Origin of the sequence: Ruegeria sp. SCP11 (assembly GCF_040329455.1) — a bacterium.
Lineage (GTDB): Bacteria > Pseudomonadota > Alphaproteobacteria > Rhodobacterales > Rhodobacteraceae > Ruegeria > Ruegeria atlantica_E.
This window is the reverse complement of sequence record NZ_JBDZYG010000003.1, coordinates 341,260-359,849: the sequence shown is the minus strand read 5'-3', so window position 1 is coordinate 359,849 and position 18,590 is coordinate 341,260. Positions and strand designations below refer to the sequence as shown.

Sequence of the window (18,590 nt, the reverse complement as noted above, 5' to 3'; positions counted from 1 at the left end):
GAAAACGCGGTGTTTGCTGCTGTCACGGGATTGTTCTTTCACGCCAAAGCGGGCCAGACCGGAAGTCGGAGGGTTTACTCCGGTGTTGAATCCCAAAGCGCCCCACCTTATCCCTGATACAGAGTTAAGGCAGGACGCAGCGTTTTAAGGATTCACGACCCGGCACAGCCGAAATTGCCACCTATTATAGCGGTTAATAGGCGGAACCAACTTGCAAAAAGCGGTTACGAGAGCTTGTCGCCCCCGGTCACCCTCGCCTCCAGCATGGCCGTGATCTCTTCTTGAGAGTAGCCCGCCTCTGCTAGAACCTCTTCACTATGCTGCCCATGTAGGGGCTGCAAGCGACGGATCGAATTTGGGGACTTCGAAAACCTGACCGGAGGATCGGTCATTCTGATCCTGCCCTCGGTCGGATGGTCCGCAAATTTCCAGAAATCCGTAGCGTTGAGTTGTTCGTTGTTCAAAAGGTCTTCCTTAGTATTGACCCGTTGATTGGCGACAGAAGCTTCGTTCAGGTCCCTTTCCCACTCTTCCGTCGTTCTGGTCGCGATAATCTCTTCCAGAACTCCGTAGATTTCCGCCGAATGCTTCGTGCGACTCGCCAAGCTTGCAAACAGAGGATTGTCCCGCAAGTCTTCCCGCCCGGCGATCCGGAATACTGAATCCCAATTCTGATCTGAATACGGCAGCACCGCGAGGTAGCCATCCTTGGTCTGATAGGGTTTGCGCTTGGAATTCAGAATACGCGCATAGCCCATTTCGCCGCTTGCGGGTTCGAACGCCGCGCCCCCGGCGTGTTCAACCATGACATAATCGACGAGGCTTTCGAACATTGGCACCTCGATCACCTGCCCTTCGCCTGTACGTTGCTTGTGCAAGAGCCCGGCCAAAGCGCCGGAGACGATATGGAATGCTGCGGCTTTGTCTGCTGCAATTGTTGGCAGATACCGTGGGTGCCCACCTTCCGACACAATGGTTTGCAAATCTGCCAGACCCGATGCGGCCTGAATGATGTCATCATATGCGGGCTGGTTTTCCTGCGGCGCACCGCTGCGATAACCATAGGTTTTGACGTATACGAGGTGGGGATAGGCCTTCATGAACTTCTCGTCATCCAGCCCCAGCTTGGCAGCAACGGACGGCCGCATGTTGTGAACGAACACGTCGGCCGTTCCCACCAGCTTGAACAAGGCATCACGCCCTTCCTGCTGGCGTAGGTCAAGGATGATCGACCGCTTGTTGCGGTTCGTCATCATGAAAAAAGATGCCATCTTTGGATTCTTTTTCTCACCCGTGTGCCGGGTCGTATCACCCTGATGAGTTTCAACCTTAATGACATCTGCGCCCATGTCCCCCAGCATCTGGGTGGCCCAGGGACCCAATACTACGGTTGTCAGATCAACGACCCGGATTCCGTCTAATGCGCCGGCCATAGCCTTGCTCCTCATACGTCTGTTTGTTCAACTGGGGGGGGGTGATCAGCATTTACACGCCAATCGTGTAACCACCATTTACTGAAAGATGTTGCCCTGTGATGTAGCTGGCCCCTTCTGAAAGCAGGAAACAGACCGGCTGGCTCACTTCTTCAGGTGTCGAAAACCGCTTCATCACCACCTGATTTAAAACCCCATCGCGGAATTTGTCGGAGCGGATAACTTCGGTCATTGGCGTTTCGACCACACCAAACAGCACCGAATTGATACGAATACCCAGCGGAGACCATTCACGCGCCGCGCTCATGGTCAGCCCCATGACGCCCGACTTGGCCGCTCCATAGTTGATCTGACCAATTGTGCCGCGGCGCCCGGCATCTGAGCTGATATTGACGATAGAGGCGGGGGACGTATCTCCGGACTCGATCCTTTCGATCATGTGCTGCCCAACCGCCTGCAAGCAGTAGAACGCACCAGACAAGTTGACATCGATCACCGATTGCCACGTTTCCTGCGGCATGTTCTTGGCCATCGCGGCACGCACGATGCCCGCATTGTTGACAAGACCATGTACCGCGCCATGCGCCTGCACGACTTCTCGTACCATGTTCTGGACGAAGTCATAGTCCGTCACGGATCCGACATGTGCCTCCGCACGCTCACCCAGATCGTCAACCAGCTGGTCAAGCTGATCTTTTTTCATGTCGTTAAGGATCACATGTGCCCCAAGCCCGTGCGCCAACCGCGCCACCGCTTCGCCGATTCCCTGGGCCGCACCAGTGATAATGATTTTGCGTTCAGTAAGATCCATCGGATTTGGCACGTGATGACTCCGTATCAAGTTTGTTCGCTTATTCGTTCTTTGTTCGTATTTACGTCTTTTCCTGTGTGTTTGTCCAGCCCAAATAGTGTTCACCCTTTGAACACGGGACGCCGAGCATAGGCCGGAATTGCCAACTTGTTGCCTTGACAGTGAAGTTGTAGCGCTACGACATGACCCAATCGACTGACCTACCACGTCTAAAAGGCGTGCGTTTCCCGCGAACAATCATTGCTTATGCAGTTTGAGTCTTTCACCGCTGTGCCCTGGGCACTGCGGATTTTGAGGACCCTCTTTCTGCAGCCGGATCACCTAATGCAACAGTGCCCTCAAGGCACACTTAGAACAGGCTATCGTGCGGGTTCGTGCGTATCGAGCGCGTGGTTAGAGTAAGCCAAAACCAGCATGGAAAAGATGCCGGCCACCCAAAACACAGCCGCAAAAGATGAGGTCACCGCCAATATTGTGCTGCACACAGCCATACCGAGAGTGCCCCCTATCAATTGGCTCGACAACACAATCCCGCCGGCCTGACCCTGCATGTGCGGGGCAACAGACGTCGTCACAGCGCGCTGAGACGGAACAAACATGAGCGAGACGGCCGTGCCAAATGATGCAAAGCCGATAAATATGGCGGCCGTGATCTGGAACATCATGCCCGCCGCCGTCAGACTAAGGCCGCTAGTGATTAACAACAAACCCAATAAAGCAGGCCAACGGGTTCCACGCTCATCTGACAATTTGCCAGCAACCGGAGCAGCAAGTGTGGTTGGCAAAACAGCAGGGAGCAAGGCTATCCCGGCCCATAGTGGCCCCCAGCCTTCAACCGTTTGGAGGTACATTGATCCAAATACGAAGGTTGCGATCTTGGCATATTGGGCCGTTCCGACAATCAGGTTAGAAGCGGTGAATGTCGAATTTCGAAAAAGAGCGACCGCAACCAAAGGATCATCGCGCTGCTTTTCTACCAACACGAATACGACAAGTGCGGAAATCCCAAAGACTAGAGTGGCAATAACGTAGCCTCGTTGCCATCCGACTTCTGGCCCCTGCATAATGCCATAGACCGACAGCGAAAGTCCGCAGAGCAACAGCACTAAACCGATCAGATCAAAGCGCTCTTTGATCCGTCTCGGTGGATCGCGCCAAAGTCTCCAGACGACGTAACCGACGCAAATGACGACAATTGGATTAATCCAGAAAATCCATCGCCACGATAAACCGGCAGTAAGCACCCCACCAACCAATGGACCGGCCGCCAGAAAACATGTGCCAATCGCGCCGTAGATGCCTAAAGCCTTGCCGCGCCCTTTTTCCTCAAAAGACAGGGCTATAAGCGTCAGGGAAAGCGGGAAGATTGCAGCGGCTCCGATGCCCTGAACACCGCGAGCCAACAGCAAGGTTAATCCATTTGGTGCGAAACCTGCAAAGATCGACGCCGCTCCGAAGATCGTGAGACCTGCCGTCAGAAGAACCCGTATTCCGACTATGTCGCCTATGCGTCCTGCCGCACCCGCCAGGCAGGCCAACGTCAACAAATATATATTGACCACCCAATGGGATGAGATTTCTGAAAGCCCCAACTCCCTGCGAATTGACGGAAGTGCAACACCAACCGCAGTCTCGTCCAACAATATGACTCCGAGGATTGCCCCCATCGCGCCCAGAAGCCACCAGCGATCATTGTTGTCAGTGTTCAAAGTACATCGCTCCCTTAAACAAGTTTGCACCACACATCGTGCGTTTCAAAGCAGTTAAAAAACGTGACCGGTCATTTCCGCCGCGCTCAAACGTCTGAAATCCGGATACGTCGAAAACTTTTCTGAATTGACGAACTCGAGGCCTCCGACATTTGTCTTCAGGGTTCTGTTGCGTACAAACGGCTCTCGTACGATATCCCCATATTTGCTAAATCATTGTTTTGTAGGGCTGTTGCAGTACACTTAACGCGCGCCTTCGGCTGTCAGCGGACGTTACAAGGTCGTCACTGGCAACCCGAAAGCTGTGCAAAACGGTGACCTTGCAATCAGAACGAGTTATGACCGCCAAGGCAAGATCGGGACTGTTGTTCAGGGCAGGTCGGTGGCCTTGCAGGTAACAACCTTACCCCGTGAGCAGCCCTCCGCGACAGTGGAAAAGATCCGGTTTTTTTGATCCGCCATCGGCACAAGGAAATTCTATCGCGACAGGAATATAGATGGTGAAATAGTCGAAGGTAGTATGTCTGGGCAAGGTGGCCCCCTGCGTCAGCGAGAAGGTCACCCGGACTCACAGAGGTCGATGAGAAAATCTCGATTGGGGTGAATTCCAGGTTTATTTTGCCAGAAACTTGCTTCGCTCTGGCGCCTACGCCGGTTCTTTCCGCATGTACTCGGCAAAGAGTTTCGAAAATTGCTGTGTCGCGCTCGACCTATACTGCGTTGGCGGAAAAACGGAGTAGATCCCCCCGGATGGAAGCGCCCAATCAGGGAGAAGTTGGATCAGGGATTTATCCGCCAGTTCTTTCCGAACATAGAAATCTGGAAGGATTGAGATACCCGCCCCATCAAGCGTCATCGCTTTGATTGCTGGCGTTACGTCTGCCGACATGGCCCGCGTCATTTCTACATCTATCTTATCGCCAGAATGCCCTGAGAAACGCCAGCGGAGTGGAGTTGATAATGCCTGGTGCTCGATAAAAGGAATATTCGCCAAGCCATTCGGCGTTTTAGGTTCGCCAAACTCTTCGACCACCCTCTCAGAGGCTACGACAATCTGCCTGAATTCCCCCAGTTTGCGCGCGATGTTTGCGGAATCGGTTAACCAGCCGACACGATACGCGATGTCGAACCGCGCCTCGACCGGATCAATTCGCACATCACTCAGGGTCAGCTCAATGGTGACTGCGGGGTACATTCTGCGAAACTCCGCCGCGACCGGAGCGACGTAATCAGCGCCCAAATCAAGTGGTGCGGTGATGCGCAATGTCCCGGAAGGTTCGGTGCTGCCGCGTCGCACCATCGCATAGGCTTCTTCTGCCTGTGCAACGGACGCCTGCGCCGCCGCGTAAAATGTTTGGCCGGTTTCCGTCAGGTTCAAATGGCGGGAATTTCTAACAATCAGAGTCGCCCCAAGCTCTTCTTCAAGAAGCTGCAATTGTTTACTGACAACTGCCTTGCTGACACGCATGCGATCTGCCGCCGCCGTAATGGTTCCAGTCTCTGCTATCGCCACAAAGTATTCTAAACGGTTCAGGTTTGACTTGGCCATTTACTGTCATCTTTTCACTGACGCTATGTCCATATAATGCGTATTTAGTTGACGACGTCGACTCCCTATTTGTCACGCACAAGGCAACCGCAACGGCCATTTAAGGTTGCCCCCTGACAAAGGAGATGACGATGAAAGCAATCCTGACAGCCACAACGGCTGTAATGATCTCGACCGCTGCAATTGCTGCCGATCTTAAGATCACCCATTTCACCCCAGGTGAAGGCAGCCTGTTTCCGGTGTCTTCAAACCTTATCGAAGGGCCGAATGAAGTGCTGTTGATCGACGCCCAGTTTGAAAAGGACGATGCCGAACAATTGGTCAGCATGATCAAAGCCACCGGCAAACCGCTCACGACTGTTTTCATCAGCCACAAAGACCCCGATTTCTATTTCGGGCTGGATACAATCCGCGCGGCCTATCCCGATATTAAAATCGTCGCCACACCAGAAACCGTGAAGGGGATCGAGAAGACGATTCAACTCAAGTATGATTTCTGGGGACCGATCCTCGATGAAAATGCGCCTACCGAATTAATCATCCCAGACGTTCTAGAAGGCGACAGTCTGACCATAGACGGGGAAACCCTTCAGGTTGTCGGACTGGAAGGCCACGATCCTGCCCACACCTTCCTCTGGGCTCCCACCGAAAAAACCGTTCTGGGCGGTGTGGTTCTGTATGAAAACGTTCACGTCTGGCTTGCGGATAATCAAACACCCGAAAGCCGCAACAACTGGCGCGCGGCGTTGGACCAGATCATCGCACTCAACCCTGAGCGGATCATTCCCGGGCACGTCATCGGCGAAAGCGCTGAGGATGAAAGCATCGTTGATTTTACCAGAGAATATGTCGCTGCGTTTGAAGCTGCGTCGGAGAGGGCGGAAAACTCTACCGCGTTGGTCGCGGCGATGCAGGAAGCGTATCCAGACTTCGAAAACGTGGGCGACCTTGAGCTTAGTGCCCAAGTCATCAAGGGCGAACGTTCCTGGCCTTAAGGACAAAAAAGTTAAGGAAGCGAACCAGTCTGGCTGTGCAATGCCAAAATACAGAATGCCGGTTCTTTCGAATCGGCACTCTGCCTTAGAACTGCAAGGTTTTCGCCACCCAATCCCGATTGGCTGGTGAAGCCACTGTAGGCTGTCGCTGTGGAGCCGGACAATCTACGATATTTCATGAGGGGCTAGATTTTCTCACCCTCCGCTGTCATGAGCCGGGACCTTTCTCCGCTAAACCAGGTAAGCGCTTTTGAAGCAACTGCTCGGTTCCCAAGTTTCAAATTGGCGACCGAAGAACTTTCTTTCACTCAGGCGGCAATTTCTCATCAGATCCGCGCGCTAGAAAAAACGTTAGGAATACATCTGTTGGTGCGATCAACCCGAGGCGTCTCACTTACCGAAGCGGCGCAGGCGTTGGACGCAGTAGACAGTGTGTTTCGGCGGTTCAATTCTTCTGAAATGGCTGGCACACTGCGGATTTCAGTGGTTCCGCGGTACGTAAACCGCGAATTTTTCTCGGCATTGAACAGCTTCCATTCGATGCATCCTGATCTGACGTTAGAACTTTCATTCTCATACGAAACGGACGAATTACAAAGTTCCGGTTTTCATGCCTCCGTCCGGTACGGGTTTGGAGATTGGCCAGGTCTTTCAAAACAAGAGCTTCATGCTGATAGAGTTGCCCTTACGCGCTCTCCCAACCTTGTCGCCGGGAGACATCTTCTCCTTTTCATACAGGAAATCGCCGAAATGGATTTGGCATTCGGCCGCGGAAATGAGGCAACTGAAGCAACTGGCTTGCAGAGGCTGGTTGAATCCTCGACTGCTTTAGCGTTCAAGACGTATTGTGCGAGGCGGTAATTAGTTGGTTTGTCCCGCCTACAAATGCCCATGCCGTTCCGAACGGATGTCGAAGCAAGTACCCAAAACCAGTAGCCCGATCAGCAGTTTGGACAATGCTGCCAGTCCCCTGCACTCCTTCAATTGGCGAGCAAGTACCCGGCTTTACCGGCCTACGTTGATGGACTTGCAGTCGCGCAAAATGTAAGATGACATCACAGAACCGTGACCGGAGGAAACCGGTGGTATGACGGAAAATAAAGTTCAAAGAAGGCTTTCTACTATCCTTGCGGCTGACGCGGTTGGATACAGCCGCCTCATGGATGTGGACGAAGAAGCAACCTTGCAAACGCTTAAAGCCCATCGCGAGGTCATTGACGATTTGGTCACCAGCCATAACGGGCGTGTGTTCGGATCTGCTGGCGACAGCGTGATAGCCGAGTTCCCAAGCCCGGTGGAAGCGGTGCGATGCGCGATTGAAATCCAGCGAAACCTCGAGAAGAGTAATGCCGGCCTCCAGGAAGACCGCGTTATGTGTTTTCGTATTGGCATCAATCTGGGCGACGTAATGGTCGAGGGTGATGATCTGTTTGGCGACGCTGTAAACGTCGCCTCCCGGCTCGAGACGTTGGCCGATGCCGGGAGCATCTGGATCAGCGGGGCGATCTACGATCAAGTTGTGGGCAAAATCACTCAAGCGCTGGAGTTTATGGGTGAGAAAACTCTTAAAAATATTGAAGGTCAGGTGCGCGCCTACCGTGTGTCTATCGAAGAGGTGACGCGAGAGACATCCGTGCAAACTACATCAGCGCTTGAATTTGACCCTCCGGAACGGCCTTGCGTCGCGATTGTCCCATTCAAGTGTCTGGGTTCCGAACCCGACAAAGACTATCTCGCGGATGGCCTAAGGTTCGGTATCTCGGCGGCGCTGACACAGCTTTCCGGACTGTTTCTGGTCCATGCGCCAGCCTTAAATTCCTATCGTGGGAAAGACGTCTCTGCGCCAACAGTGGGCGCCGAATTCGGTGCCCGTTATATCCTAGAAGGTGCCGTTCAGCAGGCCGGCAATCGAGTTCGGGTCACAGTTCAACTCACTGATGTGGACATGGGGCAAACCATATACGCGCAACGCTATGATCACGTTCTTGATGACATCTTTCAGGTTCAGGATGACATCACGCGCGAGATCATCTCAGCGCTGAACATAGAACTGGCCACGAACGAACGGAATCGCATTTGGTTCGCGAAACTCAACAGCCCGGAAGCAGCGGAACACTACTACCGCGGTGCCAGCTACTTCTACGAACTGAATCCGGAGGACAATGCAACTGCTCGCGGATTGTTCGAAGAACTTTACCGTGTCCAGCCCGACTCTGTAGTGGGTCCTAGCTACGTTGCGGTCACACATTGGATGGACGGTTTCTTTAAGTGGACCGACTCTGCGGACACGTCCATGGAACTGGCGGCCACTTGGGCGCGGAAGGCCATGGAGTACGAGGACAACAACGGCATCGGCCATGCCGTCCTTGGACATCTTCTGCTTCTCGAGGGGAAGTATGATGAAGCGTTGTCATTGTGTACAGCCGGAGCAGTGCTTCGGTCGAGTTGCCCATTGGCGCATGCCCTGCTCGGCCTCGTGTCGAATTATTGCGGCGATGCAGAGTCAGCCGTCGAGAGCGCGAAAGAAGCCCTTCAACTTGAGAAAGTGTATCCGGTCTGGTTGATTGATATACTTGCGGTCGCCTACCGGGATTGCGGGAACGTCGCGCTTTCGATCCCGGCAGCGAAGGAGTCGTTGCGGCTTAATCCGAAGAACAATGATGCGCGCATCATTCTTTGCAGCGACTACGGGATTGCGTCGGCTCCTGACGAGGCGCGCCGTTTTGCAGATGAAGTCATTAAAAGTGATCCGACGTTTCGTCTGTCCGAATATGCCAGGACCCAGCCGTATAAGGATCAGGCTGCGCTCGACCGCCTGATGCATGTCCTACGCGAAGCTGGCCTGCCGGAATAAGCAGCACCCGTGGATTTTTAGGGGCTTTGTCACCTAGTTGCTATGACACGGAAGTTGTTGCGCTGCGATAGGATCAAAATGACTGGGCGGGGGAAGCACAACCAATCATGAGCCGCGCTGCGCAATTGAAGGTACAAGTTCAATAACTTGACGACACCCAATGTCAGCGACAGGCACCGGCACTCTTGTCAATCCGAGCCCGAAGTTTGCAACATATTCGTTGCTAGTTTTCGAACGCCGCGTCGAAACCCCAGATTTGCCGCAGATGGCCCAAGGTCGCTTCGCAGGCTTTTTTATCCAGCGGCACGCCATTGCGAACAGAATGATTCAGCCTGAGGTGGCGATCCCCCATCAAGTCCACGTCGACGATCTGGATATCGGGGTCGTGTTCCGAAACGTCGAAGCTACGCGCCAGTGTGTCACGCACTTGGTGATAGCCGCGTTCGTCATGAATCGCGTCGACTGTATAGAAGGGTTTTCCATCGTCATCTGTCAGCGAAAACATGCGGAACCGACGCATGACATTGGGGCTGAGGAACTGCTGAACGAAACTCTCATCACGATAGTTGGCCCAGGCGTCCTTTAAAATTTCGCGCCAAGCGCGACTGCCCGCTATGTCTGGAAACCATTCCCGGTCCTCCTCGTTCGGGTCGGTGCAGATGCGTTGGATATCCTGCATCATCGCGAACCCCAATGCATAAGGGTTGATCCCCATCGCGTTCGGGGCGTCAAAGTCTGGCTGCGTCAGAACATTGGTATGGCTGTGCAGTATCTCGAGCATAGCGCCATCCGTCAGCAAACCAGCGCGGTGCAGCTCGTTGGTGATGTAATAGTGAACGAAGCAAGCGCATCCTTCGTTCATCACTTTGGTCTGGCGCTGCGGGTAGAAATACTGTGCTATGTTGCGAACGATGCGCAAAACTTCACGTTGCCAGGACTTCAGAACCGGGCTGTGACGTTCGACGAAATAGAGCAGGTTTTCTTCCGGCAATCCCATTTCGCGCTTGCGTTTCCTTGCCTCTTCATCGGTTTTCGAAGACTGCGTTGGATGATCGAAAGCGTCCCACAGGTAATGTACCGCCCGTTCTTCTTCGATACGCCGCTCACGCTGCCGTGTTCTTTCATCTGCGAGCGATGAGTGGGGAGGACGCCTGTGCCGGAAAACGCTCGACGGCATGAGCGCGTGGGCCGCGTCGAGTAAATGCTCAACCTCGCGTTCTCCGTGCTGTTCTTCGCATTGGGCAATAAAACCGCGTGCATAGTCGAGGTAGTCGAGAATACCCTGCGCATCGCTCCATTGGCGAAACAGGTGATTGTTCTTGAAGAAGTGATTGTGCCCGAAGGCCGCGTGGGCAATCACAAGGACCTGAAGTGCCATCGTGTTGTCTTCGAGGCAGTACGAAATGCAGGGATCGGAGTTGATTACGATCTCATAGGCAAGACCGTTTGCGCCCTTGCGGTAGGCTTTCTCTTCGTGAACGAAACGCTTCCCAAAAGACCAGTGCCGATACATGAGTGGCATACCGGTCGATGAATAGGCGTCCAGCATTTGCTGATACGATATTATTTCGATTTGGTTTGGGTAGACGTCAAGTTCGAGTTCGTCGATCGCCACACGCTGGATCGCGTCATAGCTGCGTTGGATGGTATCGAAATCCCACTCGGCACTTTCAAACAGCGGTTGACTTGTTTCGGCCCTATCAGCCATTGGAAACTCCGTTCGTCTTGCGCGCAAACAACTCGTGCAGAACCGGGTAGATGTCACTGGCGCGCGCGATCCGTTTCATGGCGAAGTTTGGCCAAGCCTCTGCGACCTGCCGGTACGAGCGCCACAGTTCCATACCGTTATCTTCGCTGTTCATCAGATTGGCTTCGGTCTCGTCGACGATCTCCGTATAGGCGAAGTACTGGCAGCACTTCATCAGATCACTGTTCAGCAGGTCGGCGCACAGTTGCGAATCTCCGCTGAAGTTCTCACCGTCTGATGCTTGCGCAGCATAGATATTCCACAGTGAGGGCGGATAGCGCGCTTCGATTATCTTTTTCATCTCGTTGAGTGCGCTGCTCACGACAGTGCCGCCGGTTTGGCGAGAATGAAAGAAGGTGTCTTCATCGACTTCCGTCGCGACCTGGGTGTGACGGATGAATACAAGATCTATTTTATCGTAGCGTTGTTTGAGGAAAAGATGCAGCAGAACGAAGAACTGCTTGGCAAGATTCTTCTCCCGCTCTCCCATCGAGGCAGAAACATCCATCAGGCAGAACATCACCGCATTTGCCGCCGGCTCGGGGCGCATCTCGAAATACTTGTAACGCACATCCAACGGGTCAATGTAGGGAACGATCTGGCGCCGCCGTAGCATCTTGTCGAGCTCTTCGCGCAGCAGCTGCCTTTCCGCTTTTCTTGCTGCATCTGGTTTTTTCAGCGCTTCCAGTTCTTCAACCTGTTGTGTGAGAGCCTGTATCTCGGCGTCTGTCGGACGCCGCATTGCAAGACGTCGACCGAATGCATTGCGCATCGTTCGAGAAACGCTGAGGTTGGCGGGTGTCCCGGCGGCAGTATAGCCCATGCGATGAGGTTTGGAGACGGTAACCTCTTTCAGGCTGTGCTTGACCATGTCAGGCAGTTCGAGGTCTTCGAAGAACAGGGAAAGAAACTCATCCCGCGAAAGAACGAACATGAACTCGTCCTCGCCCTCCCCATCGGGAGCCCCCTCACGTCCACCCTGCCCGCCTTGGCCAGATGGAGGTTTCTTGAGCCGGTCACCCGCTTTGAACTTCTTGTTTCCGGTCAGAACCCGGTGTCTGGAACCGCCTTTGCTGTCATGCTGAAAATGCGGTTCTCCGATCCCTTCTGACGGTACCGAGATGTTTTCTTGTTGGCCGACATCGGCGATTTTCCGGCGCCGGACGCTTTCGTCAACCGCCTCTTTGACGGCAGAGCGAACCCGGCGCAGAAACCGCCTGCGGTTCCCAAGATTTTTATCCTTGGGGTTTAGCCTTCGGTCGATGAAATGGGCCATTTGAGCATAGACTCCTCATCCTGCCTTGTTGACCCGCATGTACCATTCAACCAATCGCCTGACCTGACGGCGCGTGTAGCCGCGGCCGATCATGCGATCAATGAACTCGTTATGCTTGGCTTCGGTTTCCTTGTCCCGCTTGGCACCAAAGCTGATAACCGGCAGCAAGTCCTGAATCTGACCGAACATGCGCTTTTCGATCACGCGTCTCAGCTTCTCATATTTGCGCCAGTCAGGATTGCGACCGCGATTGTTGGCCCGCGCGCGCAGCACGAATTTGACCACTTCGTTCCGGAAATCCTTGGGGTTGGAAATCCCGGCAGGTTTTTCAATCTTTTCAAGCTCTTGTTCCAGAACACCGCGATTGAGAATCTGGCCGGTATCCGGATCCTTGAAGTCCTGATCTTCAATCCAGGCATCAGCAAAGGCGATGTATCGGTCGAAAAGGTTCTGACCAAAGTCAGAATAGGATTCCAGATAGGCTTTTTGAATCTCGTTGCCGATAAATTCCGCGTATCGCGGCGACAGATCGTCTTTCATGAAAGACAGGTACCGGCTTTCAACCTCGTCGGGGAATTGTTCGCGTTTAACTGCCTGTTCAAGAACATAGAGCAGGTGAACCGGATCGGCGCCGACTTCCTCGGTGTCGTGATTGAAAGTCTCGGACAGCACCTTGAACGCAAAGCGGGTGGATGTGCCCGTCATACCTTCGTCCACTCCGGCCGCATCCCGATATTCCTGCACTGACCGCGCCTTGGGATCGGTATCTTTCAATGTTTCGCCGTCATAGACACGGAGCTTGGAAAACGTCGGCGAGTTTTCATGTTCTTTCAACCGTGTCAGAACGCTGAACTGGCTCAGAATGGACAGTGTTTCCGGCGCACAGGGGGATTCGCCCAGACTGCTTTCCTCAAGCAACTTCTCGTAAATACGGATTTCATCCGAGGCACGCAGGCAATAGGGAACTTTGACCAGACTGATCCGGTCCAGAAAGGCCTCGTTGTTCTTGTTGTTTTTGAATTGCTGCCATTCCGCTTCGTTCGAATGCGCAACGATGACACCCTGGAATGGGAAAGCACCGATGTTCTCTGTGCCTGCGTAGGACCCCTCCTGCGTGGCTGTCAGCAGGGGATGCAACACCTTGATCGGCGCCTTAAACATCTCCACGAATTCCATCAGCCCCTGCGTGGTGCGGTTCAGAGCACCGGAATAGGAATAAGCGTCCGGGTCGTTCTGGCTGAATTCCTCCAGCTTGCGTATGTCGAGCTTCCCGACAAGCGAAGAAATGTCCTGGTTGTTTTCATCGCCGGGTTCAGTCTTCGCAACGCAAATCTGGCGCAGTTTCGACGGATAGAGTTTGACAACCGAAAACTTCGAAATATCGCCGTCGAATTCCTGTAGGCGCTTGACAGCCCAAGGTGAAATTAATCCGTTCAAAAGCCGTTTGGGGATGTTGTACTTGTTCTCCAGCAGATCCCCCATCTGCGTACGATCGAATAGACCAAGTGGAGATTCAAAGATTGGGCTGATCTGGTCACCCGCCTTCAGCACATAGATCGGCTGCCGCTCCATCAGGTTTTTGAGGGTCTCGGCGAGCGTTGACTTGCCTCCGCCGACTGGCCCCAACAGATAGAGGATTTGCTTGCGCTCCTCGAGGCCCTGGCTGGCATGGCGGAAAAAGCCAACGATGCGTTCGATGGTTTCCTCGACGCCATATATGTCCTGGAAGGGTTTGTATCGCTTGATAGTCCGGTTAAGGAATATCCGACTGAGCCGAGCCTCTTGACTGGTGTCGACAAGCTCTGGTTCGTCAATTGCGGCAACCATCCGCTCGGCGGCGGTAGCCCGCAACGTCGGGTCTTCACGACATTCCAGCAAATAGTCCTGCAATGTCATTTCGATGAGCTTCGTCCGCCCATATTCTTCTGCAAACTGCTCGAAAATCTCCATCTTAAACGTTCCTCTAGGTTTCGTACTCCTTCGTCCCAGCGCGCTAAGTTCAACCTAGTCTACCACAAAACTGGACCGTAATTGTTTAATTTCTAATCACAATTTGTTTCCCGCCTGCCGCACTGTTGAAATTTATGTTCATTGAAGCCCTCCAAGCGCGCCACCGCGCGACCTTTTTTCCGTCGGGGCAATCGCATTCATAACCCCGAATGGGTGGTTGAGCCGAGGCTGCTGTTAGGCGGTTTTGTCACATAAATACAGAAGCGCAGATAGGAGATGCGCATCCATTTCTGGATTCTATCCTTAGCCTTATACTCATGCTCGATATTGAAGAGCGATTTGGGAAACTCCCGGCTGCAACTGTTTTTGATTATCAAGACTCATCAACCTGGCGCGAATTGGCGGAAGACTTATCTGATGCGTTCTGATGCCAGGCTTCCGTCACCCCGGCATACTCTCCAGCGTTGGCAAGACCAAATGCCTTGCGATATTTGGGAATAAGAAGCTCTTTTCCTTTGATCATTCGAGTGACCCAGTCACCGCAGGTTGCAAAGAGCCAGCTATTGCCGATGACCGGGCCAAGCGGCACCAAAATGGGAGCTTTTTTCCATGGCGAGTAGGGCTTCAGGCTCTCAACGGATGCACCACCCAACATTTTCTTAAGCGTTTTGATGAGCCAGGGATTTTGTCGGGTTGTCGCAACAATTGTCATGCTGTCACCGACATCGGCAATGTCCCCGGCAACGAAGACATTTGGATAGTCGGAGGGACGCAACCAATTGTCGGTTTTTACCCGGCCCGACGCCCCTAACCTTACGCCCGGCAAGTTCTGGACCAAGGACGTTTGGGGTCTTGAACCGGTCACGGGAAACACAAGGTCAGCCTCAATCACCCGGCCATCGGTCAAGGTCACAGACCCTTCGAAAGGCTGATCCATATAGCGCAGGTTCTGCGCTTTTTGGCCCGACACAACGGTAACGCCGAGGCGTTCGAGTTTAGCTTTCAACTGCGCCCCCAACTTGGCCGGATACTTTGGGAACAAGGCGTCATCGGACGAAATCAAGGTGATGATTTTTCCCGGCTGGGCCGAAGCAATCTCACCCGCGAGTTCTGTGCCCACGGCGCCTGCCCCGACGATAGCGACTGAGGACGCCTTTGCCAGTTGCGCGCTGACTTTCATACTGGTCTGCCGGAAATCGGCGATGCTGTCACCCGATGGTTTGAACGGAGCGGCATAGGACGATCCGGTCGCAATCACGATGAAGTCTGCTTGAAAGGAAGTGCCTGTATCTAACGTGACCTCTGACTGAGTGATAGAAGCGGCACAACCCCGAACGACTTTTCCTGCCTCCAGCAAGTTGTCGTAAGGTAGTATGATCTGGTCCAATAAGGCAGGTTCAACCAGAGAACGGATCGCCGCGTGCGGCTGCACGAAAGCTTCTCGCTGTTCAATCAGGGTGACATCCGCATAAGCGTCCAGTTTCTGGGCAACCTCGAACCCGACATAGCCCCCACCCACGATCACGATTTTCTTTTTGGTCATTGTATCCCACATTGCAGCCTGATGCTTTGAGCGCCAGTTAATTTTGCACGGGCGATCGAACAAGTACGGTCATTCAGGATACTGCAATGAAACTAGATAAACATGAGGAACACTGCCAGATTGAAACGCTGATCTCGGCCATTTCTGGACGCTGGAAGCTGCTGATCATCTATTGGCTGGTGCAGGGCAACTGTCGGTTCAATCAACTCCAACGCAACCTGGGGGCCATCACACATCGCACACTGGCGCGCCAACTCAGCGAACTGCAGGAGACAGGGCTTGTCTCTCGCAAGGACTTCCAGACCATACCGCCACATGTCGAGTACAGCCTCACACCTCTGGGCCAAAGTCTGATCCCACTGCTGCATGAAATGCACGAGTGGGCTGTGCAGAACGCTGACAAATTACCGAGCCCCAAGACCCCTCCGAGCTAGCTTGGTCAGTTAGTGTTGGCTCAATTGGCAAACAATATGCCGCGCCGGAGTCGACTCTGTAGGTGCTGGCGTTTTTGACCGCACTCTAGGTCTTTACAACAGGCCTGTTCCGCTCTATCGCGGGTTTACGCAGGGGAGTCCCACCTAAGGGACTGAGAGGCTGATAGGGTGAATACCCGGTGACGCGACCCTTTGAACCTGACCCAGTTGACACTGGCGTAGGAAGCTAAGGTCGCTTTGCTGCATTTGGCTCGTGCGATCTGAACATAAGGCGTATTCCGCCTTTGCCTCCTCTCCATGCTCATCTGGTGTTTTTTTGAGTCCAGTGCTTGAGGAGCGCCAAAATGAACGTACCAAATCCAAAGATTACCACCGGCGAACTGCCCGCTTCGCGCAAGATTTACGTTGCGGGTGAGGTCCATGCCGAAATCCGCGTGCCTATGCGCGAAATATCTACTCATCCCACAGCCGGCGAGGCACCGCTGCCGGTCTATGACAGCTCGGGTCCCTATACCGACCCGAATGTGGTGACCGATATCAAGAAGGGTCTGGCACCACTACGAGCCAAGTGGATTAAAGCGCGCGGTGATGTCGAAGCTTATGAAGGCCGCGCGATCACTGCCGCCGATAATGGTTTTGTTGAAGGGGACAGGCTGACCCCGGAATTTCCAGTCAAACCGAAACCGCTGCGTGGCAAGGATGGCGCGGCCCCAACTCAATTGGCATATGCACGCGCCGGGATCATTACTCCGGAAATGGAATTTGTAGCGATCCGCGAGAACCAGTTGCGTGAAACCTCGCCCTGTCATCGTGATGGCAACGATTTTGGTGCCAATATTCCCGACTACGTAACCCCGGAATTCGTAAGGTCAGAAATTGCCGCGGGACGCGCAATTCTTCCCAACAACATCAACCACCCTGAATCCGAGCCGATGATCATCGGGCGCAACTTCCTTGTGAAAATCAACGCCAATATGGGCACGTCTGCCGTGACGTCTTCGATGGAGGAGGAGGTCGACAAACTGGTCTGGGCGATCCGCTGGGGGGCGGACACGGTGATGGACCTTTCCACGGGTCGCAATATCCATAACACGCGCGAATGGATCATTCGAAACAGCCCGGTGCCAATTGGTACGGTTCCAATGTATCAGGCACTGGAGAAGGTGAACGGCATTGCCGAGAACCTCACCTGGGAGGTCTTCCGCGACACGCTGATCGAGCAAGCAGAACAGGGTGTGGACTATTTCACCATCCATGCGGGTGTGCGGCTGCATATGGTGCCAATGACGGTGAATCGCGTAACTGGGATCGTCTCGCGTGGCGGTTCAATCATGGCCAAATGGTGCCTCCATCATCACCAGGAAAGTTTTCTTTTCGAGCATTTCGAAGAGATCTGCGATATCTGCCGCCAATACGATGTGGCGTTCAGCCTTGGGGACGGATTGCGCCCGGGCTCGATTGCTGACGCCAATGACGAGGCGCAGTTTGCCGAGCTGGAAACACTGGGCGAGTTGACAAAGATCGCTTGGGCCAAAGATTGCCAGGTCATGATTGAGGGGCCGGGCCATGTAGCCATGCACAAGATCAAGGAGAATATGGACAAGCAACTGGAATGTTGCCACGAGGCACCGTTTTACACACTTGGGCCGCTCACCACCGATATCGCACCAGGATATGACCACATCACCAGCGGCATCGGTGCAGCCATGATCGGTTGGTTCGGCTGTGCAATGCTGTGCTATGTAACGCCTAAGGAACATCTTGGCCTACCTGACCGGGACGATGTGAAAACTGGAGTGATCACCTACAAGATCGCTGCCCACGCTGCGGATTTAGCCAAAGGCCTGCCCGGCGCACAACGTCGCGACGATGCTCTGTCGCGCGCACGGTTCGAATTCCGCTGGGAGGATCAATTCAACCTATCGCTCGATCCGGACACTGCGCGCGAGTTCCATGACCAGACGCTGCCGAAAGAGGCGCATAAAGTCGCCCATTTTTGTTCCATGTGCGGACCCAAATTCTGTTCCATGAGGATCAGTCACGACATTCGATCTGAAGCGCAGAAAGAAGGGATGGAAATCATGGCCGCGAAGTTCCGCAAAGGAGGGGACTTGTACATGCCTATTAAGGAAACGGGTGCCTAATCATGACTACCGAGGCCGGCCTTGCTGGCCTCGGTTCGGCTTTGGAGCTCGCACAACCCGAAACATGGGTATGAGTCTAAAAGCCAATCCGGAAATCCGAACTTGCTGCATCGCCCGCTCTCGCGGGAACTGCACTCTGAGCGAT

At 53.8% G+C, this 18,590-nt stretch carries 13 protein-coding genes, 1 pseudogene and 1 riboswitch; of the genes and pseudogenes, 6 read left to right on the top strand and 8 right to left on the bottom strand.

What is annotated here, in order from left to right; genetic code table 11:
• Positions 1-224 precede the first annotated feature (224 nt).
• Together ABLN94_RS07085 and ABLN94_RS07080 are read right to left on the bottom strand one after the other, a co-directional pair.
• Positions 225-1,433 carry a CaiB/BaiF CoA transferase family protein gene (locus ABLN94_RS07085; protein WP_352990915.1) on the bottom strand — a complete coding sequence of 403 codons (1,209 nt, stop codon included), beginning with the start codon at positions 1,431-1,433 and terminating at the stop codon, positions 225-227.
• Positions 1,434-1,485: 52 nt separating this feature from the next.
• A complete protein-coding gene (locus ABLN94_RS07080; protein ID WP_352990912.1) occupies positions 1,486-2,256 on the bottom strand; it encodes an SDR family NAD(P)-dependent oxidoreductase in 771 nt (256 codons plus the stop codon).
• Positions 2,257-2,426: 170 nt separating this feature from the next.
• Here ABLN94_RS07080 and ABLN94_RS24720 point away from each other — a divergent pair.
• Positions 2,427-2,561: pseudogene (locus ABLN94_RS24720) on the top strand (IS6 family transposase); the annotation flags it as partial.
• Between the two features lie 42 nt (positions 2,562-2,603).
• On the opposite strand, the gene ABLN94_RS07075 reads toward ABLN94_RS24720, so the two are convergent.
• The gene (locus tag ABLN94_RS07075; RefSeq protein WP_352990909.1) at positions 2,604-3,884 is read right to left on the bottom strand and encodes an MFS transporter; all 1,281 of its coding nucleotides are present in this window, start codon (positions 3,882-3,884) and stop codon (positions 2,604-2,606) included.
• Between the two features lie 715 nt (positions 3,885-4,599).
• Positions 4,600-5,502 carry a LysR family transcriptional regulator gene (locus tag ABLN94_RS07070; RefSeq protein WP_352990906.1) on the bottom strand — a complete coding sequence of 301 codons (903 nt, stop codon included), beginning with the start codon at positions 5,500-5,502 and terminating at the stop codon, positions 4,600-4,602.
• A gap of 131 nt (positions 5,503-5,633) precedes the next feature.
• Between ABLN94_RS07070 and ABLN94_RS07065 the strand changes: the two genes are divergently transcribed.
• The 3 genes from ABLN94_RS07065 to ABLN94_RS07055 all read left to right on the top strand — a co-directional run bounded on the left by ABLN94_RS07065 (position 5,634) and on the right by ABLN94_RS07055 (position 9,351).
• Complete coding sequence (locus ABLN94_RS07065; protein WP_352990903.1) at positions 5,634-6,497, top strand: MBL fold metallo-hydrolase; 864 nt, start codon at positions 5,634-5,636, stop codon at positions 6,495-6,497.
• Between the two features lie 210 nt (positions 6,498-6,707).
• Entirely contained in the window at positions 6,708-7,358 is a 651-nt protein-coding gene (locus ABLN94_RS07060; protein ID WP_352990900.1) for a LysR family transcriptional regulator, read from the top strand.
• A 226-nt stretch (positions 7,359-7,584) separates the two neighbouring features.
• A complete protein-coding gene (locus tag ABLN94_RS07055) occupies positions 7,585-9,351 on the top strand; it encodes an adenylate/guanylate cyclase domain-containing protein (RefSeq protein ID WP_352990897.1) in 1,767 nt (588 codons plus the stop codon).
• Positions 9,352-9,574: 223 nt separating this feature from the next.
• Here the strand turns inward: ABLN94_RS07055 and ABLN94_RS07050 are convergent, their stop codons facing one another.
• From ABLN94_RS07050 to ABLN94_RS07035, 4 genes are all read right to left on the bottom strand, one after another.
• Complete coding sequence (locus tag ABLN94_RS07050; protein ID WP_352990895.1) at positions 9,575-11,059, bottom strand: SpoVR family protein; 1,485 nt, start codon at positions 11,057-11,059, stop codon at positions 9,575-9,577.
• Complete coding sequence (locus tag ABLN94_RS07045) at positions 11,052-12,374, bottom strand: YeaH/YhbH family protein (RefSeq protein ID WP_352990892.1); 1,323 nt, start codon at positions 12,372-12,374, stop codon at positions 11,052-11,054. The genes ABLN94_RS07050 and ABLN94_RS07045 overlap by 8 nt, the downstream gene beginning before the upstream one ends.
• A gap of 15 nt (positions 12,375-12,389) precedes the next feature.
• On the bottom strand, positions 12,390-14,324 hold the full coding sequence (locus tag ABLN94_RS07040; RefSeq protein WP_352990889.1) for a PrkA family serine protein kinase: 1,935 nt from the start codon (positions 14,322-14,324) through the stop codon (positions 12,390-12,392).
• A gap of 373 nt (positions 14,325-14,697) precedes the next feature.
• A complete protein-coding gene (locus ABLN94_RS07035; protein WP_352990886.1) occupies positions 14,698-15,867 on the bottom strand; it encodes an NAD(P)/FAD-dependent oxidoreductase in 1,170 nt (389 codons plus the stop codon).
• Between the two features lie 86 nt (positions 15,868-15,953).
• On the opposite strand from ABLN94_RS07035, the gene ABLN94_RS07030 reads away from it, so the two are divergent.
• On the top strand, positions 15,954-16,301 hold the full coding sequence (locus ABLN94_RS07030; protein WP_352990884.1) for a winged helix-turn-helix transcriptional regulator: 348 nt from the start codon (positions 15,954-15,956) through the stop codon (positions 16,299-16,301).
• A 121-nt stretch (positions 16,302-16,422) separates the two neighbouring features.
• Positions 16,423-16,543: riboswitch (TPP riboswitch) on the top strand.
• Positions 16,544-16,645: 102 nt separating this feature from the next.
• Positions 16,646-18,445 (top strand): phosphomethylpyrimidine synthase ThiC, encoded by a 1,800-nt coding sequence (thiC, locus tag ABLN94_RS07025; protein ID WP_352990881.1) that lies wholly within the window; start codon positions 16,646-16,648, stop codon positions 18,443-18,445.
• Positions 18,446-18,590: the final 145 nt, after the last annotated feature.